This window comes from Neptunicella sp. (assembly GCF_048268085.1).
Lineage (GTDB): Bacteria > Pseudomonadota > Gammaproteobacteria > Enterobacterales > Alteromonadaceae > Neptunicella.
In genome coordinates, this window is record NZ_JBLWWF010000004.1 from 183,608 (window position 1) to 207,495 (window position 23,888).

The 23,888-nt window shown below is 43.7% G+C and carries 27 protein-coding genes; 3 read left to right on the plus strand and 24 right to left on the minus strand.

Annotated elements, in window-relative coordinates:
- Window positions 1-6: 6 nt before the first annotated feature.
- From serS to lrp, 6 genes are all read right to left on the minus strand, one after another.
- On the minus strand, window positions 7-1,296 hold the full coding sequence (gene serS, locus ACTD55_RS04710) for a serine--tRNA ligase (RefSeq protein ID WP_438863152.1): 1,290 nt from the start codon (window positions 1,294-1,296) through the stop codon (window positions 7-9).
- A 67-nt stretch (window positions 1,297-1,363) separates the two neighbouring features.
- Complete coding sequence (crcB, locus tag ACTD55_RS04715) at window positions 1,364-1,747, minus strand: fluoride efflux transporter CrcB (RefSeq protein ID WP_438863153.1); 384 nt, start codon at window positions 1,745-1,747, stop codon at window positions 1,364-1,366.
- Window positions 1,740-3,068, minus strand: a complete 1,329-nt coding sequence (locus tag ACTD55_RS04720; protein ID WP_438863154.1) for a replication-associated recombination protein A — start codon at window positions 3,066-3,068, stop codon at window positions 1,740-1,742. Before ACTD55_RS04720 ends, crcB begins: the two co-directional genes overlap by 8 nt.
- Window positions 3,049-3,681: an outer membrane lipoprotein chaperone LolA gene (gene lolA, locus ACTD55_RS04725; RefSeq protein ID WP_438863155.1), complete on the minus strand. Its 633-nt coding sequence runs from the start codon at window positions 3,679-3,681 to the stop codon at window positions 3,049-3,051. Before lolA ends, ACTD55_RS04720 begins: the two co-directional genes overlap by 20 nt.
- Before the next feature lie 2 nt (window positions 3,682-3,683).
- Window positions 3,684-6,029 (minus strand): DNA translocase FtsK 4TM domain-containing protein, encoded by a 2,346-nt coding sequence (locus tag ACTD55_RS04730; RefSeq protein ID WP_438863156.1) that lies wholly within the window; start codon window positions 6,027-6,029, stop codon window positions 3,684-3,686.
- 171 nt (window positions 6,030-6,200) lie between these two features.
- Window positions 6,201-6,683: a leucine-responsive transcriptional regulator Lrp gene (gene lrp / locus ACTD55_RS04735; RefSeq protein WP_438863157.1), complete on the minus strand. Its 483-nt coding sequence runs from the start codon at window positions 6,681-6,683 to the stop codon at window positions 6,201-6,203.
- A 137-nt stretch (window positions 6,684-6,820) separates the two neighbouring features.
- Between lrp and ald the strand changes: the two genes are divergently transcribed.
- Complete coding sequence (gene ald, locus ACTD55_RS04740) at window positions 6,821-7,951, plus strand: alanine dehydrogenase (RefSeq protein ID WP_438863158.1); 1,131 nt, start codon at window positions 6,821-6,823, stop codon at window positions 7,949-7,951.
- 356 nt (window positions 7,952-8,307) lie between these two features.
- On the opposite strand, the gene ACTD55_RS04745 is transcribed toward ald, so the two are convergent.
- Window positions 8,308-8,553, minus strand: coding sequence for a hypothetical protein (locus ACTD55_RS04745; protein WP_438863159.1), 246 nt, complete (start codon window positions 8,551-8,553; stop codon window positions 8,308-8,310).
- Between the two features lie 124 nt (window positions 8,554-8,677).
- Here ACTD55_RS04745 and ACTD55_RS04750 point away from each other — a divergent pair, with 124 nt between their 5' ends.
- On the plus strand, window positions 8,678-8,884 hold the full coding sequence (locus ACTD55_RS04750) for a helix-turn-helix domain-containing protein (protein ID WP_438863160.1): 207 nt from the start codon (window positions 8,678-8,680) through the stop codon (window positions 8,882-8,884).
- Window positions 8,885-8,935: 51 nt separating this feature from the next.
- Here ACTD55_RS04750 and trhO read toward each other — a convergent pair whose 3' ends face one another.
- The 15 genes from trhO to yceD all read right to left on the minus strand — a co-directional run bounded on the left by trhO (window position 8,936) and on the right by yceD (window position 21,266).
- Window positions 8,936-9,931 carry an oxygen-dependent tRNA uridine(34) hydroxylase TrhO gene (gene trhO / locus ACTD55_RS04755; RefSeq protein WP_438863161.1) on the minus strand — a complete coding sequence of 332 codons (996 nt, stop codon included), beginning with the start codon at window positions 9,929-9,931 and terminating at the stop codon, window positions 8,936-8,938.
- Window positions 9,932-10,067: 136 nt separating this feature from the next.
- Window positions 10,068-10,616, minus strand: a complete 549-nt coding sequence (locus ACTD55_RS04760) for a YbhB/YbcL family Raf kinase inhibitor-like protein (protein WP_438863162.1) — start codon at window positions 10,614-10,616, stop codon at window positions 10,068-10,070.
- Window positions 10,617-10,651: 35 nt separating this feature from the next.
- Complete coding sequence (locus ACTD55_RS04765; RefSeq protein WP_438863163.1) at window positions 10,652-11,431, minus strand: TatD family hydrolase; 780 nt, start codon at window positions 11,429-11,431, stop codon at window positions 10,652-10,654.
- Between the two features lie 13 nt (window positions 11,432-11,444).
- A complete protein-coding gene (holB, locus tag ACTD55_RS04770) occupies window positions 11,445-12,341 on the minus strand; it encodes a DNA polymerase III subunit delta' (RefSeq protein WP_438863164.1) in 897 nt (298 codons plus the stop codon).
- Window positions 12,341-12,967, minus strand: a complete 627-nt coding sequence (tmk, locus tag ACTD55_RS04775) for a dTMP kinase (protein ID WP_438863165.1) — start codon at window positions 12,965-12,967, stop codon at window positions 12,341-12,343. The genes holB and tmk overlap by 1 nt, the downstream gene beginning before the upstream one ends.
- A gap of 44 nt (window positions 12,968-13,011) precedes the next feature.
- A complete protein-coding gene (gene mltG, locus ACTD55_RS04780) occupies window positions 13,012-14,004 on the minus strand; it encodes an endolytic transglycosylase MltG (RefSeq protein ID WP_438863166.1) in 993 nt (330 codons plus the stop codon).
- Entirely contained in the window at window positions 14,001-14,795 is a 795-nt protein-coding gene (gene pabC / locus ACTD55_RS04785) for an aminodeoxychorismate lyase (RefSeq protein ID WP_438863167.1), read from the minus strand. The genes mltG and pabC overlap by 4 nt, the downstream gene beginning before the upstream one ends.
- Before the next feature lie 42 nt (window positions 14,796-14,837).
- Window positions 14,838-16,076 (minus strand): beta-ketoacyl-ACP synthase II, encoded by a 1,239-nt coding sequence (fabF, locus tag ACTD55_RS04790; RefSeq protein WP_438863168.1) that lies wholly within the window; start codon window positions 16,074-16,076, stop codon window positions 14,838-14,840.
- Between the two features lie 203 nt (window positions 16,077-16,279).
- Entirely contained in the window at window positions 16,280-16,519 is a 240-nt protein-coding gene (gene acpP, locus ACTD55_RS04795; RefSeq protein WP_062479413.1) for an acyl carrier protein, read from the minus strand.
- Between the two features lie 163 nt (window positions 16,520-16,682).
- The gene (gene fabG, locus ACTD55_RS04800; protein ID WP_438863169.1) at window positions 16,683-17,417 is read right to left on the minus strand and encodes a 3-oxoacyl-ACP reductase FabG; all 735 of its coding nucleotides are present in this window, start codon (window positions 17,415-17,417) and stop codon (window positions 16,683-16,685) included.
- Between the two features lie 5 nt (window positions 17,418-17,422).
- Window positions 17,423-18,352: an ACP S-malonyltransferase gene (gene fabD / locus ACTD55_RS04805; RefSeq protein WP_438863170.1), complete on the minus strand. Its 930-nt coding sequence runs from the start codon at window positions 18,350-18,352 to the stop codon at window positions 17,423-17,425.
- Window positions 18,353-18,517: 165 nt separating this feature from the next.
- Window positions 18,518-19,477 carry a beta-ketoacyl-ACP synthase III gene (locus ACTD55_RS04810; RefSeq protein WP_438863171.1) on the minus strand — a complete coding sequence of 320 codons (960 nt, stop codon included), beginning with the start codon at window positions 19,475-19,477 and terminating at the stop codon, window positions 18,518-18,520.
- A gap of 56 nt (window positions 19,478-19,533) precedes the next feature.
- The gene (gene plsX, locus ACTD55_RS04815) at window positions 19,534-20,550 is read right to left on the minus strand and encodes a phosphate acyltransferase PlsX (RefSeq protein WP_438863226.1); all 1,017 of its coding nucleotides are present in this window, start codon (window positions 20,548-20,550) and stop codon (window positions 19,534-19,536) included.
- A 12-nt stretch (window positions 20,551-20,562) separates the two neighbouring features.
- Window positions 20,563-20,733, minus strand: coding sequence for a 50S ribosomal protein L32 (gene rpmF / locus ACTD55_RS04820; protein ID WP_438863172.1), 171 nt, complete (start codon window positions 20,731-20,733; stop codon window positions 20,563-20,565).
- Between the two features lie 11 nt (window positions 20,734-20,744).
- Window positions 20,745-21,266 carry a 23S rRNA accumulation protein YceD gene (yceD, locus tag ACTD55_RS04825; protein ID WP_438863173.1) on the minus strand — a complete coding sequence of 174 codons (522 nt, stop codon included), beginning with the start codon at window positions 21,264-21,266 and terminating at the stop codon, window positions 20,745-20,747.
- 131 nt (window positions 21,267-21,397) lie between these two features.
- Between yceD and ACTD55_RS04830 the strand changes: the two genes are divergently transcribed.
- On the plus strand, window positions 21,398-21,985 hold the full coding sequence (locus ACTD55_RS04830) for a Maf family protein (protein ID WP_438863174.1): 588 nt from the start codon (window positions 21,398-21,400) through the stop codon (window positions 21,983-21,985).
- 24 nt (window positions 21,986-22,009) lie between these two features.
- Here the strand turns inward: ACTD55_RS04830 and ACTD55_RS04835 are convergent, their stop codons facing one another.
- Window positions 22,010-22,669 (minus strand): HAD family hydrolase, encoded by a 660-nt coding sequence (locus ACTD55_RS04835; protein WP_438863175.1) that lies wholly within the window; start codon window positions 22,667-22,669, stop codon window positions 22,010-22,012.
- A 27-nt stretch (window positions 22,670-22,696) separates the two neighbouring features.
- A complete protein-coding gene (gene rluC, locus ACTD55_RS04840; protein WP_438863176.1) occupies window positions 22,697-23,647 on the minus strand; it encodes a 23S rRNA pseudouridine(955/2504/2580) synthase RluC in 951 nt (316 codons plus the stop codon).
- Between the last annotated feature and the right edge of the window lie 241 nt (window positions 23,648-23,888).

Consider the following 23,888-nt stretch of genomic DNA (forward strand, 5'->3'; position numbering starts at 1 on the left):
CCTGGCTTAAGCTATTTTTTCCAAACCACCCATATAAGGTTTTAACGCTTCAGGCACTATCACCGAACCATCGGCTTGCTGATAGTTTTCCAGTATCGCCACCAACGTTCGTCCCACAGCCAAGCCAGAGCCATTTAAGGTATGTAACAATTCGGGCTTGTTGGTTTCGGGGTTACGGTAACGAGCCTGCATTCTACGCGCTTGAAAATCGCCCATATTGGAACAAGATGAAATCTCACGGTAGGTATCTTGCGCGGGCAACCACACTTCCAAATCGTATGTTTTACACGCACCAAATCCCATATCACCGGTGCACAACAACACTTTACGATAGGGCAATTCCAGTACTTGTAGCACTTTTTCGGCATGGCTAGTCAGTTCTTCCAAGGCCTGATCAGAATCTTGTGGTTTGACTAGTTGTACCATTTCAACTTTATCAAATTGGTGTTGACGAATTAAACCACGAGTATCGCGCCCGTACGAACCGGCTTCACTGCGGAAACAGGGAGTATGGGCAGTCATTTTCAGTGGTAAATCATCTGCAGACAGAATCTCATCGCGAGCAATATTGGTTAACGGTACTTCCGCAGTGGGAATGAGTGACAACCCCTGACCTTCTTCGGTGGCCGGTTGAGTATGAAATAAGTCTTCACCAAATTTGGGCATTTGGCCAGTACCATACAAACTATCAACGTTAACCAAATAGGGAACATACATTTCCTGATAGCCGTGCTCATTTGTATGCAGATCCAGCATCATTTGGCTTAAGGCACGGTGCATTTTGGCAATACCACCACGCATCACCACAAAACGTGAGCCAGTTAATTTAGTCGCGGTTTCAAAATCCAGTCCATTACCGATAGCGGCACCAAGATCAACATGATCTTTAATCTCAAAATCAAACTGTCGAGGGGTTCCCCAACGAGAAATTTCAAGGTTTTCACTCTCGTCCTTACCAGTCGGAACACTGTCATCGGGTAAATTAGGAATTGCCATTGAGAATTGATTGATCTGTTCAAGCAATAAACCCAGTTCAGCTTTAGCAGCATCCAGTTCACTGCCTAATTTGCCAACTTCTGCCATTAACGGGGCTATATCTTCACCCGCCGCTTTGGCTTTACCTATGGATTTGGAACGCACATTACGTTCATTTTGTAGTTCTTGAGTACGAACTTGCAACGTTTTACGCTTTTCTTCCAATTGGTTGAATGTAGCCACATCCAAATTAAAACCGCGTAAAGCTAAACGTTGGGCAGTGCCTTCAATGTCATTACGTAAGTGCTTAGGATCTAACATGTTTGTCTATATTAACCTTATAAAAATAATATCTGATTTGTCGATACGATAACCGACGGGTAAATTATTATTGCTTGCCTATCAACTGCAAACCTAACCAAGCTGCGGTAAAACAACAGACTAAATTAAACAGAATATTCAATAGTCCTTTTAGCCACGAGCCTTGTTGCATCAGCAACATGGTATCAACCGAGAATGTGGAAAAAGTGGTTAATGCGCCCAAAAAGCCAATGGCCACTAAGGAACGCCAAGGTGCAACGCTCACTTGCCCTTGTTCCAATAAGCTGTACAGCAAGCCTAACGAAAAGGAGCCAACAATATTGACCAGCAGTGTACCAAAAGGAAAGCCTTTGCCAAGCAGCTGTAGCATCATTTGATTAATAAAATGACGCAAACAAGCCCCACTGGCACCCCCCACAGCGATATAAAGATAAATTGTGAAGTTATTCATAACGTTTCTGCTTACTTTGCTGATTTAATTGCTGCAAATAATCCAATTTGGCCTTGATTTGCTTTTCCATGCCACGCTCATTGGGCTGATAATAAACTTTGTCTTGCAGTTCTACTGGCAGATATTTTTCTCCAGCGGCAAACGCACCGGGTTCATTGTGTGCATAACGATATTCCGCACCGTGTCCCATTTCTTTCATTAATTTGGTAGGCGCATTGCGCAAGTGCAACGGCACGTCGTAATCGGGCAGATTTTTGGCATCGTCTTTGGCCTGATTAAACGCCATATATACCGCGTTACTCTTAGCAGCACTGGCACAATAAATTAACGCTTGAGCAATCGCCCTTTCCCCTTCCGCCGGCCCCACCCGTTGGAATATATCCCAGGCGTTGAGGGTAATTTGCAGGGCTCGAGGATCAGCATTACCAATGTCTTCGGAGGCAATAGCCAATAACCGTCTGGCAACGATAAATGGGTCGCCTCCTCCCTGTAAAATCCGCGCATACCAATATAATGCGCCATCAGGTGATGAGCCACGCACCGACTTATGTAGAGCCGATAGCATGTCGTAATATTGATCACCGCCTTTATCAAACAAACTGATCTTGTCACCGACCGCCTGTTTAACCGTCGTTAAATCAATATGACTGTGTTCGGCAAAATCGGCCGACAATTCCAGGTAATTAAGCAAGCGACGCGCATCCCCACCACTTAATTCACACAACAATGCTTTGGCATCGTCACTGATCGTCATGTGTTGCTGGCCTAATCCGCGCTCCGGGTCAGATAAGGCTCGCTGCAGAATATCAACCAAATCTGCTTCAAGTAGATTTTTAAGCAAATAAACACGAGTACGGGATAATAACGCGTTGTTCAGTTCAAAAGATGGGTTCTCAGTGGTGGCACCAATAAAGGTGACAGTGCCGTCTTCAATAAAGGGTAAAAATGCATCCTGCTGGGATTTGTTGAATCTATGCACCTCATCGACAAATAAAATGGTATTTTTACCGCGACTGGACGCATGGTATTTAGCCGCTTCAATGGCGCTACGAATATCTTTGACCCCGGAAGTCACCGCGGAGATACGTTCTAAATGTGCGTTAGAATGATGGGCGACAATTTCAGCCAACGTGGTTTTACCGGTACCCGGTGGCCCCCACAGAATCATCGAATGGGCTCGACCTAATTGAATCGCTTGATACAAGGGTTTTCCTTGCCCGACAATATGCGACTGACCAAAATATTCATCAATATTTTGTGGCCGCATCCGCGCGGCCAGAGGGGCAAAGTTGTTGGTTTGCTTAAAGTCCTGCTGGGTCATTACGTTGGTCGTCCAGACTATATCCTGCTGGCAGATTAAATTTAAACAAACTACTGTCGATATCCTGACCTTGCTGGATATGACTGAAAATCAGCTTACTCAATTGTTCCTGACGATCAACAATATGCAGTTCGGTTAATTTATCCTGTTCAAAGACAAACACCAACTTGGCAATTTGGCTGGTTTCAGCATTGGTTTCGACCGAAAATGAATTTCCCTGTTGAGTAATGGTATAGCTTTGCCATACATCACTTTGCGGCTCGGCCAGCAAAACAATAGGATTATTTTTAACGGCTTCCGATTGATCCAGTGCAATAACTTGTTCAACAAACGGATCGATATGCCATAACGTACTACCATCAGCAATCAATACGTTTTCATTGGGCTCGTTTACTTGCCAATGCAATTTATTTGGTTGCAATAAGGCGATATGACCGCTGGATTCTTGCAACACTGTATGTTGAGCATCTGTCACTGTTTGGCTGAAATCAGCCGAATAACTCTGTAACTGGGTTAACTTTTGTTGCAATGCACTTTTGGCACTTTGCGCAAAAGTGACGGTACTTAGCATTAATGGCACAACCAGTAATGACAGGCTAAATAATTTTTTCACAATTAATCTCTTATGGGTGGTGGCGCCAATACTTCACGGGTGCCATTGTGACCGGATGCCGTTACGACACCACTTTGTTCCATTTGTTCGACAATGCGTGCTGCGCGATTGTAACCAATTCTGAATTGACGCTGCACTAACGACACCGACACCTTGCGGTTAGTGGTAACAAAGGCAACAGCTTCATCGTATAACACATCACCTTCCTGATCAGCGCCTTCAGGCTGTTCTCCAGGCAGTAAGGCATCTGCAGATTGATCGCCACTGAGTATTTCATCAATATAATTGGGTTTACCCCGTTTTTTCCAATCCGACACCACGGCGTGTACTTCATGATCATCCACAAAAGCACCATGTACCCGGGTAGGAACGCCGGTTCCTGAGGGCAGATATAACATATCCCCCATTCCTAACAAGGCTTCAGCACCCTGCTGATCGAGTATGGTACGGGAATCAATTTTGGATGAGACCTGAAACGCAATACGAGTGGGAATATTGGCTTTAATCAATCCGGTAATCACATCTACCGAAGGACGCTGGGTAGCCAGAATAAGATGAATACCGGCCGCCCGTGCTTTTTGTGCAATACGAGCAATGAGTTCTTCAACTTTTTTACCGACAATCATCATCATGTCGGCGAACTCGTCAACGATCACCACAATGCTAGGCAATTTTTCCAAATCGGGGGCGACCTCTTCCATACTTTCTTCAGATTTCCACAGAGGATCTTTAATCGGTTCGCCATCGGCAATCGCCTGCGTTACTTTGGCATTAAAACCTTTCAGGTTTCGCACCCCCAGCGCTGACATAAGGCGATAACGACGTTCCATTTCCGCTACACACCAACGTAATGCGTTGGATGCATCTTTCATATCGGTAACCACTTCGGCCAGCAAATGGGGAATGCCTTCATATACTGAAAGTTCCAACATTTTCGGGTCGATCATGATAACCCGCACATCTTCCGGGGTGGATTTATACAATAAGCTCAGGATCATCACATTGACCCCGACTGACTTACCTGAGCCGGTTGTACCGGCCACCAGCAAGTGAGGCATTTTAGCTAAATCGACAATCACCGGTTTACCGGAAATATCTTTACCCAGCACCATAGTCAGGTTGGAATCGGATGACTCGAACGACGGGCAACTTAAGACTTCAGACAAACGCACCATTTCACGATTTTTATTGGGTAATTCCAAACCAATTACTGATTTGCCGGGGATGACTTCCACTACCCGCACCGAAATGGCCGATAAAGCACGCGCTAAATCTTTGGATAGGCCGGATATACGGCTCACTTTTACTCCGGGCGCTAGATCCAGTTCAAAACGGGTTATCACCGGCCCCGGATAGACACCCACTACGCGAGCTTCAATATTAAAATCGGCCAGTTTTTCTTCCACCAGCCGCGATACTTGTTCCAGTTCTTCCTGCGAAATAGGGTTTTCGATTTTGTCAGCCCGATCAAGTAGGTCGATAGTCGGCATCGGCGTACTTTCGCGTGGCTCCGAGGCTTGTTCGGGTTCCGGTTGTACTTCGGGCTCTTTACGTTTGAAAATCTTTTTCTTCTTTCTGGACGCTGCAGGCGCATCCAAATCAACATCATTATTGGCCGTAAATGGTTGACTGAAATCCTCATCCATTTCAGGTTCAATGCGCATGGAAGTAATTTCAATGTTGCTGGATGATTGTTGGCTTTTATCTTCAATGGACTTATTTTTGGTTAAATCCATCAATTTAGGTGGGCTGATATGAGTTAGTTGCCCGGACATTTTAGCCGTTCCCCGCGCGCCTTTAATCACCCATTCGCCAATCCAGTCAACAATACTTAGCCACGATATGCCGGTGACCAAGGTAAAACCGGCGCATAACAAACAGAGTAAAAATAAAATGCTACCGGCTACGTTAAATACCGGTAATAAGGTGGTACTTAATACATCACCAACAAAACCACCAGCAGGAAAATAAAAAGGATCATCAAAATTGAGACTGGCCAAACCGCACGCACCGAGGATAGCAACCACCCCACCAATAAAACGCAACGAAATGGTGAGATAGTCCATCTCCAGAATATCTTTAGCTTGCTGAAACAGAAACCAGCCTAACAAGGCAGAAATAAACGGAAAGAGATACGCCACAAAACCAAAGGTAAACAGCAATATATCGGCAAACCATGCCCCAGCTGCCCCAGCTGCATTACTGACCGCACCTTGATGTCCGGCCTGACTCCAACTGGGATCAGCCGGATCAAAAGAGCCCAAAGACAACAATAAAAACAAAGCAAAAGCACAACTTAAAATCATGCCTACTTCCAAAATCCGCTGGATACCAGAAAGACGCGCCATATATGATAAATTCGTTATAGTTTTAATCGATAATTTGGCTGATAAGATACCAGCCAACGCCACAAATGCCCAGTAAAGCATCCCTTGTTTTAACAGATTTTATTCGTTTAATTAATCATCAAAAATACCATAACCTCTTGTATATCTGATACTTACATTAGCATTGCTATTTTATTTCAAATTAATTTTTATCTGGCTGGTTTGTTTTACTTCTTCCATGACAACATAAGAGCGCGACTCACTCACTCCCGGTAGTTTAAGTAAAGTATCCCCTAATAACTTGCGATACGCTGACATATCCGACACCCGCGCTCTTAATAAAAAATCAAAATTACCCGATACCAGGTGGCACTCCTGAATATCATCCAACGCTTTGACTGCGGTGGAGAATTTCTCAAAGATGTCCGGTGATTTGGTTAAGTTAATTTCCACAAATATCAACATAGCCGCACCGAGTTTTTCTGGAGCCACTTGGGCCTGATAACCGGTTATATAACCTTGCTGTTCCAGACGCCGTACTCTTTCCAAACATGGCGTGGGACTCAGTCCAACTCGTTTGGATAGCTCAACATTCGATAACCGACCGTCCTTTTGTAATTCGATCAATATGTTACGATCAATACGGTCAAGATGTTTGGGGGTTTTAATCAGCATAAAAATTCAATTAAATTATATTTTAAAGAATATTATATCGTAAAAAGAATAATTAAAGAACAACCCTCTGGAAAACATACAATATACTTCGCACTTTCGTTATTAGACCAAAATCACTCAGAAGGTAAGGTTGTTTTATGTTAATCGGTGTACCCAAAGAAATAAAAAATCATGAATATCGCGTAGGTCTAACTCCTGCCGCAGTTAAAGAATTTGTTACCCACGGTCATTCGGTGATAGTCGAAACCAACGCCGGCAGTGCCATTGGTTTTACCAATGAACAATACATTACCGCGGGTGCCGATATTATTGAAACTCCAGAAGAAATATTTGCTCGCGCGGACATGATCGTTAAAGTAAAAGAACCGCAACCTAACGAATGTAAAATGTTGCGCAAAGGTCAAACCCTGTACACCTATTTACACCTTGCCCCCGATCCTAAACAAACAGAATTGTTAGTCGCCTCAGGCGCTACCTGTATTGCCTATGAAACCGTAACGGACAACCGTAATGCATTGCCATTATTGGCTCCAATGAGCGAAGTGGCTGGCCGTATGTCAGTTCAGGCTGGCGCTCATTATCTGGAAAAAGCCCACGGTGGCAGCGGCACGTTATTAGGCGGTGTACCCGGTGTTTCTCCCGGTAAAGTCTTAATTTTAGGTGGCGGTGTTGTTGGTATTAATGCCGCTAAAATGGCAGTCGGCATGGGGGCTGATGTCACCATTTTGGATCGTTCGTTACCTCGCTTACGTGAGTTAGACGATATTTTCCTGGGCCGGGTCAAAACCGTATTTTCTACCGTTGATGCCATAGACTACTACTCTGCCAGTGCAGATTTGATTGTCGGTGCTGTATTAATTCCGGGCGCAGCTGCCCCGAAATTGTTGACTGCCGAGCATATCAAAAATATGAAAGAAGGCTCTGTCATCGTTGACGTGGCGATTGACCAAGGTGGCTGTTTTGAAACCGCTCACGCCACTACTCACCAAGACCCGGTTTATACCATCGACGGTGTTGTACATTACTGCGTAGCCAATATGCCAGGTGGTGTGGCACGTACCTCTACCATGGCATTGAATAATGCTACCCTACCCTTTGGTTTGGCATTAGCCAACAAAGGACCTAAGCAAGCTATGCTAGATGACCCGCATTTGCTAAACGGCCTCAACGTACATGAAGGTAAAGTGACTTATAAAGCCGTTGTTGATGCCTTAGGTGATAAATTAAACCTGACCTATGTAGATGCGAAGACAGCGTTAGGCGCATAATTTCCATTCATGAAAGTAGCAATACTGCCAAGGCCTTCAATAGAAGGCCTTTTTTTATATTCAATTTTTATTAGTTTTGGCTAATATTTCCATTAAAGCGCGGTGACAAACCCAATATGGATCCGCTGATAATCACTGAGACTCTTAGGTGATCAAAAGAACGGTTCGATAAGCTGCAAGATCGCCTGTCACAATTGAAAACTTTGATGGCAGTATTAGGCCGCGATCAGAATCATATTAATGCGATGATTGAGACGCTGCCGGAAAAGTAAAATCTACGATGGGGTTATTTTTAAGGTTAACTTTAAAAATCCCTAACCGTAATAAAATTAAGTAGTTTGGTTATTTTATTTTCATCAAACAATCGCAGCATCATCCTTCAACAGCAATACAATAATATAAATGATCGCCAATGGTGGGAAAAAGGATGTCACCAATCCAATGATAGCCGCCATACGCGGATTGTCCGTTTTAGTCTTGCCTAACTTATAACTGATCACAGTTATAATTGTCGCAAATAACAGAAATGCCAAAAGAAGTAATAGTGCAAACATCGGATTAACCTCAAAGTTTAATGATATTTCGACTTTAAATATAATCATCAACTTATCTTTTATCAACCATTATTTATTGTTTATCGATAAATTTTAATCTATTATAAATAAACTTTTGGCAACATTGCTAAAAGGAGAATTGATTTTTAGCGAGTTAGAGGTCGATGCAATTATGGGTAAACAGCTTAAAGTCAATCTTGACTTACTATTGGTCCAGCGAAAAATGACGTTGTCTGAGTTATCTCAGCAGGTAGATATTACTCTGGCAAATTTATCCAAACTCAAGTGCGGCAGAGCTAAGGCGATTCGTTTTTCAACCTTAATGGCAATTTGTAATACGTTGGATTGCAAGCCCGGTGACTTGCTTGATATAGAATAACAGATAAGCTTATGCAGCGATTTCTACACAAGCCTACCTGACAGGATCGAATTAAACGTTAGTTTTACCCGCAGCAGTGCGTTGGGCACGTCGCGCGGCGGCTTTTTGCTGGCGTCGCAGTTTAATTGCCTTACGGGCTTCGGCGCCCACATGCTCTTCATCCCGCAAACGAGCCAGATTAACCTGTTTTTCACGTTCACGGAAACGGGCAATTTGCTCTTCGGAATGGGTACCAAAACACTTAGGACAGCTTACACCACTTTCATACTGTTCAGAGGCTTTGTCTTCATCAGTAATCGGTAAACGACAGGCGTAACATTGGTCGTAATGACTTTTTTCCAGATCATGATTAACGGCAACACGGTTATCAAATACGAAACAATCACCTTCCCACAGAGTCTGTTCCTTAGGTACATCTTCCAGATATTGCAAAATACCGCCTTCCAGATGATACACCTCGTCAAAGCCCTGCTCTTTCATATAAGCGGTAGATTTTTCACAACGAATACCACCGGTACAGAACATGGCCACTTTTTTATGCTTGGCCGGGTCAAGGTTTTCTTTGACGTATTGGGGAAATTCGCGAAAAGAGTCGGTTTTAGGATTAACCGCATTTTTGAACGTACCGATTTCAATTTCATAATCATTACGGGTATCGATCAATAACACTTCCGGATCGGAGATTAATGCATTCCAGTCGGCTGGCTTCACATAGGTTCCCACCGTTTTACGGGGATCGATCCCTTCAACACCCAAGGTAACAATTTCTTTTTTCAGTTTAACTTTAGTGCGATGAAAGGGTTGTATTTCATCGAAAGATTCTTTAATGGATATAGGATTAATTCGTTCATCGGCATTCAACCACGCCAGCAGTACATCCATATTTTCACGGCTGCCCGATACGGTACCGTTAATCCCTTCATGGGCCAGTAATAAGGTGCCTTTAATATTGAGCTTTTCCATCAGTTCCTGAAGCGGTTGACGGATATCCTGAAAGTTTTCTAAGGTGACAAATTTGTATAAAGCACAAACTACGTACTTTGACATAGTATTTCCTCCGCGAGCCGGAACGTAAATCCGGAGCTTATTTATATTGTGGGTCTTCAAACCCGAGACAATTTTGCGGCGCGCATTCTAGCTAAAATTAACCAGAATGGCTACCGCGTAACGCGTTAAATTAACGTTACCGTTGGTAATAGGCAATAATTGACGCTTTTGCCAATGCGTTAGCATTTAACATATAGCCCACTAACGATGGTTGGCTACTGGCATTCAATTCCAATGATTCAACCCCCAATGCATACACTGTAAAAATATAATGGTGTGGTCCATGACCTTCGGGAGGACAGGCTCCGCCAAAACCATTTTGACCAAAGCTGGTGATAGTTTGAAGACTGCCTTTAGGGGCCAGTTGTTTCGCCGGATTACCTGCATCCGTTACTAATGAATGAGTAGAAGCAGGAATATTCACCATCAACCAATGCCACCAGCCTGCACCGGTTGGGGCATCGGGGTCATATACCGTAACAGCAAAGCTTTTGGTGCCTTCTGGTGCATCCTGCCAGTTTAATGCGGGAGATGTATTTTCACCGCTACAACCAAAGCCGTTAAAAACCTGTTTACTGGTAAGTTGTCCGCCTATTTCATCACTGCTCAAGGTGAAATTAGCGGCCCATATGGGGGTAGCCAGTAAAATACTGGCCAATGCAGATATAACACGACAAGTTTTCATTCAACGTTCCTTTTAGTGACTATAGCCGATAATAATCAGGCCGTTTTACGTGGTATTAAATCGAATAATGTATAGAAATTGTTGGTCGTCACCTGTGCCAATTCGTCCACACTAATCCCTTTAAGGTTAGCAATAAATTCCCCGACTTCTTTCACATATGCCGGCTGATTGGGTTTACCACGATAAGGTACCGGTGCCAGCCAAGGCGAATCGGTTTCAATAAGTAATCGGTCGAGCGGGATTTTTTTGACCACGTCTTGTAATTCTTTGGCACTATGAAAGGTTACAATACCGGAAATAGAAATATAAAACCCCAAGGCGATAGCCGCTTCGGCCATTTCCCACGATTCAGTAAAACAATGCAATACGCCTTTGGTATGCTTTGCCTTGTGCTCGGTTAATAAATCAAGCGTATCCTGGCGCGCATCACGGGTGTGAATTATCAACGGTTTATTGAGTTCATTGGCGACATTAATATGATCGATAAAAGACTGAATTTGCACCGGTTTAGTCTCAGCGCTGTAAAAATAATCCAATCCGGTTTCGCCTATCGCTACCACACTATCGTCTGACGCAGCTTGCAATAACTCCTCATAACTACAGGCTTCCTCCTGATGTAATGGATGCACTCCACAAGAGGCTGACACATTATCAAACGACGCGATAGTCTTGAGCATCATAGGAAATTCACGCACCGAAACCGCTACACATAAAAAATGCTCGACACCTTTAGCTTCGGCATCAGCGACAATTTGTGCCAACTCCTGTGGTGATTTATCTAACCGATCTAAATGACAATGTGAATCTACAAACAAATCCTAACCCTTACTATTTTAATGTTTTACTCAATTCCAATAATCCATACAGCAACATGGCTTTATTAATACCGCTATTCTGCAGTTGCTGCATCACCCGGACGCAGCGCTGATTCAACTGCCAACCGGTTTCGTGCTGCTCCTCAGTTAATTGAGGCATCTTTTGTTTTAACCAAAACTGTAGCCAACTGACCACCATGGCTATATCTTGCTGCCATGCATTAGCCAGTTGCCAACTATTCACCTGCTGTTGCTGTAGCGCCTGTAACTGCTGATTAAATTCGCTGTAGCTTAAGCCTTCGTCCTGCTGTAACAGATTGAGGGCCCGCAATGGTGCGCCACCACACAACTGCAGCATCGCTAACACATCACCTTGCGCGCCCTGTTCGGCTAACCAATTAAGCGCTATGGATTGCTCTGGCGCACATAATTTAATTTTTTCACAACGACTGATAATTGTGGGCAAAAAACGTTGTGGCTGACTGGTAACAAGCAAAATAGTGGTTCGCGAGGTCGGTTCTTCCAAGGTTTTTAACAATGCATTGGCACTGGCCTGATTAAGATCTTCAGCCTGATAAATAATCAATACTTTCTCACCGGACAATTGAGCCGTTTTGCTCAAGGCTTGAATTGCCTCTCGAATTTGATCAACCCCAATCTGAGTTTTTTCTTTACGTACCTGAATAAGATCCGGGTGATTGTCCGCCTTGCGCAATAAGCAGGCCTGGCATTCTCCACAAGGCTTATCGGAAAGTTTATTATTGCACAGCAGGTAGGCCGCCAATTCTTGCGCAAACTGTGCTTTACCTATCCCTTCCACACCTTGCAAGATCAAACCATGGTGCAAGCTTTGCTTAGCCACTCGCTGACAAAGTTGCTGATAAACTTGGGTTAACCAGGGATATAACACTAGTATTTTTCCAAAAAGTGGTTAATGGTCGCTGCAATAGCCTGATGTACCTGCTCCATCGGCTGCATGGTATCGATTACCACCGCATTGGGATCATCAGCACATAACTGTAAATAACGCTCGCGGGTGCGTTCAAAAAAACTAATATCTTCTTGCTCGATACGATCCAGTTCCCCCCGGCCTCGCGCTCTGGCTAATCCAGTCGTTGGTTCGACATCCAGATAAAGAGTTAAGTTTGGTTTAAATCCTTTTAACGTAATACCTCTAAGGGGTTCAATCATGGAATCTGGAATTTGACGACCACCGCCCTGATAAGCGCGGGAAGACATATCATGTCGGTCGGCCAATACCCATTGCCCTGCATCAAGTGCCGGTTTAATTACGTTATGGATCAACTGGGCGCGAGCTGCGTACATTAATAATAACTCGGCCTCGACAGTAACGGTTTCATCTTGCCAATCCTGTTTAACACATGAACGGATTGCTTCTGCCATCGGTGTACCGCCAGGTTCACGGGTACAAACCAAGGTTTTCCCCGCTCGTTCGATGGCATTTTTTATAATTGCCACTGCGCTGCTTTTACCCGCGCCTTCCAGCCCTTCAATAACAATAAATTGACCCGACATTGAGTTCCCTGATTATGTAATTAGTTTTATTTGTATACTGAAACTTATTTTTTCAATTGATAGCGCCGCACTGCTAAATTGTGTTGTTCAAGCGTTTCGGAGAACTGATGACTACCATCTCCACGCGCCACAAAGTACAACTCTTCCGTCGCATCGGGATGCAACGCTGCATCGATAGCCAGTTTGCCAGGCATTGCAATAGGCGTTGGCGGTAGCCCTTTAATTTTGTATGTATTGTACGGGGTTAGCTGACGTAAGTCAGCCCGTTTGATGTTACCGTCAAAGTTATCACCCATACCATAGATTACCGTTGGATCAGTTTGTAACCGCATATTCTGTTCCAGTCGATTAACAAATACCGCCGCTATCCGCGGTCTTTCTTCAGCAATGGCGGTTTCCTTCTCGATAATCGACGCCATAATCAGCGCCTCATAGGGAGACTGATAAGGTAGATTGCCTTGTCGTTGCGGCCAGACTTGTTGTAAATAATTTCGCATAGCCAGATAGGCTTGCTGAATAAGTTGCTGACGGGAATAGCCATCCGTAAACCAATACGTATCCGGCATTAACCAACCTTCCAGAGAGTCAGTTTGCAGATCCCATTGTTGAATAAGCTCAGGCTGAGACGGGATATCACCACTTAAACGCGGTTCATCCTGTATTTGCCGTAGCCAGTCTTGCCAGCGCAATCCTTCAACCAAAGTAATAGAGAATTGCATTTCTTTGCCTTGGCGCATCATTTCCAATAAGGCTAACAAGGGCATATTGGCAGATACTTGATAAGTTCCGGATTTTATCGCCGCTAATTCCGGCTCCAGTTTAAATAATACTTTTGACCATATCTGCTTTTTTAGTAATTGTTGATTAACTAACTGATTGATCAAGCCATGAGCGGTTTGACCTTTTTTAACGTTAATAATCATTGGTTGAGGGTTGGCCAGAGCGGAATATTTATAATTTCGATATTCAATACTAAGCAATTGTGCGCCAATCAACACCAGTACCATCAACAACAATAACAGTTTATTGCGACTCATTGATTAAACCACTGCTGTAACTGTCGGCTATGTTCAATCCTGAGGTCACGCTGTTGAAATCGTTTTACGGGCACGATTTTCATCAAAGTATTGCAGATAAACACCTCCGTCGCTTGAGATAATAATTGATAACTAGCGCAAATTTGCTGAACGGGTATACCTTGTTGCTGCATTCTTTCCATGATGCGATTTCGCATAATTCCCTCCACACCAGCGTTATCAAGCTGTGGGGTAAACCAGATCCCCTGTTGTCGCCAAAACAGGTTTGACGCGCTGGTTTCAATCATATTACCGTCAATATCACACACTAATACATCATCAATATCAGTGGCGAAGGACTGTTTAATCAAGACCTGTTCCAGACGATTTAGATGCTTAATACCGGCTAATTGAGGTTGTTTGGCTAATCTGGTCTCGGATAATCCCAGCACAATGCCATTTTGCTGCCACTGAGCATAATGTGCCGGTTTGGCGTGTACCGATAACATATAACGAGGGTGTTGTGGCTCAGGACAGCTATAACCTCGTCCACCACTACCGCGGCTGAGGATTATTTTAATCACCGCATCAGGATGTTGCAGCGCAAGTTGCTGAACCTGCTGGTCTAGCGGCTGCCACTGATTGAAATCAATTTGCAGGGCAATACAACTGTCTTTTAGGCGTTGTAAATGTTGTGACCAGAATTCGACCAGACCTTTACTGACAGCCATCGTAGTAAAACAGCCATCTCCGTATTGAACTGCTCGGTCATCGATAGGTAGAAGTGCACTGGCGGTTCCATTAACAATCATATAAATAAAAGCCCGTGTTAAAACGGGCTTTATTAAATCAGGTTAAATCTTTTTAAACAACAATGAACCGTTGGTTCCACCAAAACCAAACGAATTACATAACGCATATTCGAGTTTTACGTCACGAGCGGTATGAGCAACATAATCCAGATCACAGCCTTCACCGGGATTATCCAAATTAATAGTCGGTGGTGCCACCTGATCTTGTAAGGCTAGCGCGGTGAAAATGGCTTCAATCGCACCTGCGGCTCCAAGCAAATGCCCGGTCATGGATTTAGTTGAACTTACCAATACAGAACTGGCAGCCGCCCCAAATACTGACTTAACCGCTTGTGTCTCGGCAATATCACCTGCCGGAGTTGAGGTACCGTGAGCATTGATATAACCAATTTTATCAACAGAAACCTTGGCATCATTTAGCGTGTTAATCATCGCATCAGCAGCGCCAGCACCATTTTCCGGTGGTGAAGTCATATGATACGCATCACCACTCATTCCAAATCCGACTAGCTCTGCATATATTTTGGCACCACGAGCTTTGGCATGTTCATACTCTTCAAGCATGACCACCCCAGCCCCTTCACCCATAACAAATCCATCGCGATCTTTATCCCAGGGACGACTGGCCGCTTGAGGATCATCATTACGGGCCGACAGTGCTCTTGCGGCGGCAAATCCACCTAAGCCCAATGGCGTAATGGATGCTTCAGCGCCACCGGCTAACATCATATCGGCATCACCATAGGCGATCGTTCTGGCCCCAATCCCGATATTATGCACACCAGTTGTACAAGCGGTTACAATATTCAAATTTGGGCCTTTTAGGCCTTCCATTATCGACAAAAAACCGGAAATCATATTGGTGATAGTCGACGGCACAAAAAAGGGTGATATTTTGCGAGGACCGCTTTGTTTAAGTTTATCGTGATTGGCTTCAATCAAACCTAACCCGCCAATACCGGATCCGATGGCCACCCCTATACGTTTGGCATTTTGTTCTGTTACTTCAATACCCGAATCAGCCAGCGCCTGTTTACCCGCCGCGATACCGTACTGAATAAACAAATCCATTTTCTTGGTTTCTTTCTTGGGGATGTAATCTTCTACATTAAAGTCTTTTAATGAACCGGCAAAGTGAGTGGAAAACTCGCTGGTATCAAAATAACGAATTTCATCAATTCCGCTTTGACCATTGAGAACCGCTCGCCACGTTGATTGGGTATCGTTACCTAAAGGTGAAAGCATGCCAAGACCAGTTAAAACAACACGTCGTTTAGACACGTTAGCCTCCGTTATACGCAAATATTGGGTGAGTGTAATTCATAATTTACCGACGCGTTCCGCTAGTACAACAATAAATGTGTCCATTGAACTTCTTCAACCTCGCGATATTTTTGTAACAACAAATAACCGCAATGGAAAACATGACCGGATTAAACTGAGTGGAAATAAAACGGCTCAGATTTGAGCCGTTTTTAGGGTAATTAAGCGTCTTTGTGAGCGTTAATATAGTCAATCGCTGACTGAACGGTAGTGATTTTCTCAGCTTCTTCGTCAGGAATTTCAGTATCAAACTCTTCTTCCAAAGCCATTACTAATTCTACTGTATCTAAGGAGTCAGCTCCCAAATCATCAACAAAAGAGGCTTCTGATTTTACTTCTTCTTCTTTAACACCCAATTGTTCAACTATGATCTTGATTACGCGTTCTTCGATATTGCTCATAATAATTCTCGTTATACCTCAAAAATAAGGCTACTTGTTAAAGTGGCGGGTAGTGTATTCACCCTAACCAATCCTTGCAAGTCAGTGACTCGATTTTTTGGCTGGTCGAACCACAAATTAACATATTTTGTTAAATATGCACTCAATTTTATAACCGTTTAGGTTAATTCATGTACATGCCACCATTCACATGCAAGGTTTCACCGGTAATATAACCAGCCATATCCGATGCAAGGAATGTGACAGCAGCTGCAATTTCTTTAGGATCACCTAACCGATTGGCAGGAATATCTTTAAAAATCGCATCTTTTTGTTCATCTGTTAGCGACTGAGTCATATCGGTATCGATAAATCCCGGTGCGACAACATTAACCGTAATACCGCGCGAAGCAACTTCGCGAGCCATGGATTTACTAAAACCAATGACTCCGGCTTTGGCTGCAGCATAATTTGCCTGTCCAGCATTACCAGCGGACCCTACTACTGAACCAATATTAATAATGCGGCCATAACGTTTTTTCATCATGCCTCGTAATACTGCCTTGGATAATTTAAAAATGGAAGTAAGGTTAGTCTGAATAATATCCATCCACTCCTCATCTTTCATTCGCATCAATAGGTTATCACGAGTTATTCCAGCATTATTAACCAGAATATCGATTTCTCCATATTGAGCTTTTATATCATCCAATACTTGTTGGATTGAATCCGCATCGGTGACATTTAATGCCATACCGGTACCCTTATCGCCTATATAGTCAGCGATAACCTTCGCGCCATTCTCAGTCGTGGCAGTACCGATGACCGTTGCACCTTGTGCAACGAGTGACTCAGCAATGGCTTTACCTATTCCCCGGCTAGCACCGGTTACTAAAGCAACCTTATCTGTAAAATTCATCTTAATTAGTTTCCTTGTTTTAAAACGGCTTCTAAGGTTTCAACGGTGTTTACCGCATTGCATTGTACTGATGAATCAATACGTTTACCCAAACCACTTAATACTTTACCCGGCCCCATTTCAAAATGTTCAGTAACGCCCATGCTGGCTAAAGACTGAACGGTTTCGGTCCAACGAACCGGACTGTATAACTGTCTTACTAATGCGTTTTTGATTTTTTCCGGAGACACTTCTTGCGACACGTCAACGTTATTTATCACTGGGACGTGTGGTGAACTGAACTCAATATTTGCCAGAACTTTTTCAAGTTGTTCCGCTGCCGGTATCATCAAAGCGCAGTGAGAAGGAACACTGACAGGCAATGGCAAAGCCCGCTTGGCTCCGGCTTCTTTACATAATGCTCCTGCCCGCTCCACGGCTTCAGCGTGACCGGCAATGACCACCTGTCCCGGTGAATTAAAGTTTACCGCAGAAACCACCTGTTGCTCGGCGGCCTGTTCACAGCATTCAATTACTTTAGCATCATCCAAACCAATAATAGCAAACATGCCTCCCACACCAGCAGGAACAGCTTGTTGCATAAATTGCCCACGTTGCTCAACTAATTTAATCGCATCAGCAAAATTGATCACTCCAGCGCAAACCAATGCGGAATATTCACCTAAACTGTGACCCGCTAAATATTCAGGTTTACGACCATTTAAAGTATTCCATACTCGCCAGATCGCCACGCTAGATGCCAATAACGCTGGCTGGGTAATATGAGTTGCATTCAACTCTTCTGCCGGCCCCTGCTCAACCCGTTGCCATAAATCATAACCAAGTACGTCGCTGGCCTCGGCAAAACACTGTTTTATTTCACCATATTGACTGGCAAGGTCGGCTAACATACCGACGGACTGCGACCCCTGACCGGGAAACACAAATGCTTGCATAAAAAATCTCCTGATTACGCTATTTTTATACCCTTTACCCTTGAAACCGCACATTTATTGGCTGCACGCAAAGAACGCCAATCGCTTAGTAAACTAAGCTCACGGGATCTGATTCGTGTGCAGCCGTGGTGCAACTTCAATGATTTTGAGTAAATAATAATAAAATTAGTAACGAACTAGTGCCGATGCCCAGGTAAAACCACCACCAAAGGCTTCAAGTAAAAGGTTTTGTCCTCGCTTGATGCGACCATCACGAATTGCAGTATCCAGCGCAGTAGGAACCGTCGCAGCAGAAGTATTGCCATATTGTTCCAAGGTCATGACGACTTGCTCCATCGGCAGTTCAAGCTTTTTGGCGGTCGCTTTAATAATACGGAAATTTGCCTGGTGGGGAACCAGCCAATCTAAATCGGATTTTTGCATATTATTGGCAGCCAATGTTTGCTCAACCACTTCACTAAGTTTGGTAACAGCGACTTTGAACACTTCATTGCCCTTCATCACTCCCCAGTTTTCATGTACAGACTGTTCTTTACCTCGTGTCGGATTTCCCACATAGAGTAAATCACCGTAGGAACCTGCAGCATGAATATGAGTCGATAAAATGCCGGGTTCTTCACTGGCTTCAATCAACGTAGCGCCCGCGCCATCACCAAACAAAATCACCATGGTGCGATCATAGGGATCGATTAAACGGGACAAACAGTCACTGCCGACCACCAAAATACGCTTGCACATACCTGATTTAATAAACTGATCAGCAACACTTAATGCATAGCAATAACCTGCACAGGCAGCAGCAATGTCGAAGGCAGGAATACCATCGAGTTGCATAATTTTTTGAATATCACAAGCGGCACTAGGCAATGATTTACCGTGACTGGTCGTTGCACACAGGATCATATCGATACTTTTAGGATCAATATCCGCAGCTTCAATCGCTTTTTGCGCCGCTTCTGCACCCATACTCGCTACGGTTTCATGCTCTCCAATAATGCGGCGCTGTTTGATACCGGTTCGATCTGTAATCCACTGATCACTGGTATCGACCATTTTTTCCAGATCTTCGTTAGTACGGATCTGACTAGGATAATAACTACCCGTGCCGATAATTTTTGAATACATACTGGGGGATTTTCCTTATTGTCGACTGGCTTGGCTGTCCAATAATGAAAACAAACTTAGCCTAGTGCAATTTCTATTTTATCTTTTATTTTAGTTGGAACTTGTCTGGATATTTCCTGGGTCGCTTCGCGAATGGCGTATAAATAAGCTTCGCTGGAGGCATTTCCATGGCTCTTGACCACAATTCCGCGCAATCCTATCAGACTCGCACCGTTATACTGGTCGGGGTTCACTCGTGAGTAGATTTTTTTTAGAAAAGGCAGGGTTAATTTGGCCATAATTTTACTTAACCAGTTTTTACCAGAGACTCTTTTTACTTCACTGATAACTAGCTTGCCTAAGCCTTCACAGGCTTTTAAGGCAATGTTGCCAACAAATCCGTCAGTCACGACAACATCAGCTCGATTACTGAAAATATCATTACCTTCCAGATAACCAATATAATTAATACTTGGGGCTTCAGATAACAATTGAGCGGCATGTTTAACTCTGTCATTACCTTTAATTTGCTCCTCACCCACATTTAATAGTGCGACACGAGGCTGGCTGATGCCCTCGACCTCTTCTGCCATCACCGCTCCCATTACCGCATATTGGAACAGAATCTCTGAGTTACACTCAACATTTGCTCCCAAATCTAGCAAATAGACTTTTTTATCGGTGATGGTCGGTAACGCCGTAACCAAAGCAGGACGATCAATACCTGGCAAGGTTTTTAATACATAGTACGCATTCATCATTAGCGCACCGGTATTTCCGGCACTGACACAAGCACCCGCTTTACCTTGCTCAACTAATTCTAGCGCCCTGCGCATAGATGAATCGGTTTTATTACGTATTGTCGCTGTAGGACGTTCATCCATTTCAACGATTTGAGTGCAATTTAGAAAGCTAATTTGATCTGAATAGGTAAAATGATGCTCGGCTAAAATTTTCTCAATTTCAACCTGATTACCACATAGAATAACATGTAGAGAGGGATTTTCTTTCACTGCTGCAATTGCGGCAGGAACAGTAACAGGGGGGCCAAAATCCCCCCCCATTACATCTAACGCTATCGTTAGCGTAGTCAACATTGAGTTCGCTTAATCAGCGATAACCTTGTTGCCTTTATAGAAACCATCTGCTGTAACATGATGACGACGATGAGTCTCACCAGAGGTTGCATCAACAGACAAGGTTGCACCTGTCAAAGCATCATGCGAACGACGCATGCCACGCTTTGAACGAGTCTTACGATTCTTTTGTACCGCCATTTACCTTACTCCTAATCTCGCTTAAGTTCTTTCAAAACCGCAAATGGGTTTGGTCGTTCATCGGCCGGTTCGATTTTTCCGAAACTCATCTTGTCTTTATCAGCATTGCAGCTCTGTTCATCATGCAGGGCAACAATAGGTAAAGCCAAGATTAATTCGTCTTCAAAAACTTGAAGCAAATCGATCTCTCCATGGTCATTGACCTCTACCGGTTCGTAAACTTCCGGTAACTCTTCCAGATCATCTTTTGGCTTCACTGCACAGTAGCTAAAAGATATATCTAACGGTTGAGTTAAAAATCCGTTACATCTCTGACAGATAAGCTTAACTGAAGTGCTAAGTGTGCCACTAAAAAAATTAAGTCCTTGCGCGTCTTTACCGAACTTAACCTTTATATCGACATACTCTGCGGTATCAGCGACTACCTGCTGCAACCTAACCATATTTGAACACAACATAACGCCCTCATATTCGGAACGTTGCGTGGCACTTTTAATAGGATCAAGCCGTAAAGGCAGTTTCACTTTCTGCATAGGGCGCGCATGATATAGGCTGACGAGGGTTGAGTCAAAGAAAAAATAGCGGCCATTTATGCATAATCAATGGTTTTAACCCCGGGTCGATGTTTGTAGAATAGTGGAAATTCAATTTAAAGTTGTTTTACATGAACCTTGTTTTAGCTTCCACCTCACCTTTTCGCAAACAGTTATTAGAAAAGCTGCGAGTTCCCTTTAGTACTAGCAAACCACAAGTTGATGAAACACCATTGCCAGGTGAAACCGCATCAGCCTTGGTTGAACGTCTTGCCATTGCCAAAGCCAAAGCCGTGGCAGAAGGACTGAAAGAAGGCTGGATAATTGGTTCGGATCAGGTGGCCACTGTCGATAATGTAATTTTAGGCAAACCTCATCACCATGCCAATGCAGTCAAACAGCTGCAGTTATGCAGCGGTAAGACGGTACGTTTTCTGACCGGGTTGTGTTTATATAATGCAGAAACAAAAACCCATCGTGCGCTAGTCGAAGCTTTTGATGTCAAATTTCGCCGTCTGAGCGAGCAACAAATTGAACTGTACCTGCAAGCAGAGCAACCTTATAACTGTGCAGGAAGTTTTAAAAGCGAAGGCCTGGGAATTTGTTTATTTGATGCATTAGAAGGTAAAGATCCCAATACCCTAATCGGGCTTCCCTTGATTAGTCTCATAACCCTGTTTGCCGAACAACAAATCGAGTTATTGGAATATGCCAGATAAATCATCTGGCATCAGACACCGCGATTAAAGCCAGTTAATCAGTTCATCAACGCGGTTAACAATAGTCAACGGTTGATGCTTAGCTAATTTCTCGCGCGGCTGGGCACCATAGCTTACCCCGATACGCGGCATGTCAATGGCCTCAGCCATTTTCATATCATGTTCGGTATCGCCAATCATCACTGCCTCATGCTTATTTACATTCAGTTCATCTAATAACTGGATAAGCATATCCGGACTCGGCTTAGACTCGGCTTCATCGGCACAACGGGAACTGGCAAAATAATGTGCGGCATCGGTGCTTTGCCACACCTCATCCAATCCTCTGCGCAACTTACCTGTTGCTACAGCCATCATTTGCTTACGCTGCTTTAGTATATCCAGCAAAGCCAGACTTCCATCAAACATGGGAGAAGGCGTCTGATTAGTAAACAAATATTCATCACGGTATAAATCCACCAATTGATCCATCAGTGGAGAATCGCCCAATCCAAAGATTCGATCCAAACCAATACGCAGACTTAATCCGATAATATTATTGGCCTGTTCATCACTGGGCTTATTTAAGCCAGCTCTCAATGCGGCATTTTGTAAACTGGATACAATTTTAGGCGTGGAATTCATCAAGGTTCCATCCCAATCAAAAATCACCAGCTTATATTTACCTGTTCCAACTTGTTGCATATTTCTACTACTCAATATCAATACGGATTAACTAATGGTCAGTTTATCTAACGCCTGCTGTAAACTGCTTTCAAGGGGGGCAATAAAACGGACAGGTGTGCCTTCTTTGGGGTGTACAAAGGCAATCCGATAGGCATGCAAGAAAAGGCGTTTTAAACCTTGCTGTTGCATTAATTGATCAAATTCTTTATCACCATATTTATCATCGCAAGCTATGGAATGGCCAGCATGTTGGCAATGTACTCTGATTTGGTGGGTTCTTCCGGTTATCGGAGACGCTTCTACCAATGTCGCCTGTTCGAATTGTTGCAAGATACGAAAACGTGTTTCAGAAGGCTTACCATCCGGATGAACCGAGACCATTCGCTCACCTGATTGCAATACGTTTTTTTGTAGCGGTGCTTTGACCTTAAAACGATTCTCCGGCCAATGACCATTTACCAGTGCCTGATAGCGCTTATCAACCGTTTTGTCGCGGAGTTGTTCATGCAAGCTTTTCAGCGCAGAACGCTTTTTCGCCACCAACAATATTCCCGACGTATCACGGTCGAGGCGATGTACGAGTTCCAAAAAGCGCTGGTCGGGACGCAGTGCTCTTAACGCTTCAATTAATCCAAAGCTTAAGCCGCTCCCACCATGCACAGCCATGCCCGAAGGTTTGTTCACTACAATCAACACATCATCTTCATAGATAATCTGTGATTCAAGTTCCGCCACTTTAGTCAATTTGGTTGACGGGGGTTCATTTTCTTGTGCCACCCGGACTGGTGGAATTCGGACCACATCATCGATTTGTAGTTTATATTCGGGTTTAATCCGTTTTTTGTTCACTCTGACTTCACCTTTGCGCACAATACGGTAAAGCATACTTTTGGGTACGCCTTTAAGCTGGGTGCGCAAAAAGTTATCGATACGCTGACCGACCATTTCGCTGTCAATAGTGACAAATTGAACTTGTTGATTGATTTCTTGTTTCATAGCCAACAATTTTACCGCTTTTTAGAATACAAAGCTTTGATTTTTAATATCTTGCTTAAAATTGCTATTTAGTGAGATAATGTCATGGCTTACCGAGCAACTACAAAACAATGCCGGTAATAACGATGATGTAGAACGAGGTGTAGAATTTATTTTTGCCGTTGCACTTGTCCAGACTCGCGAAAAACGCAAGTAAAAAACAGGACAGTATAGAAAGCAACCATAGAGACACCCGACATCC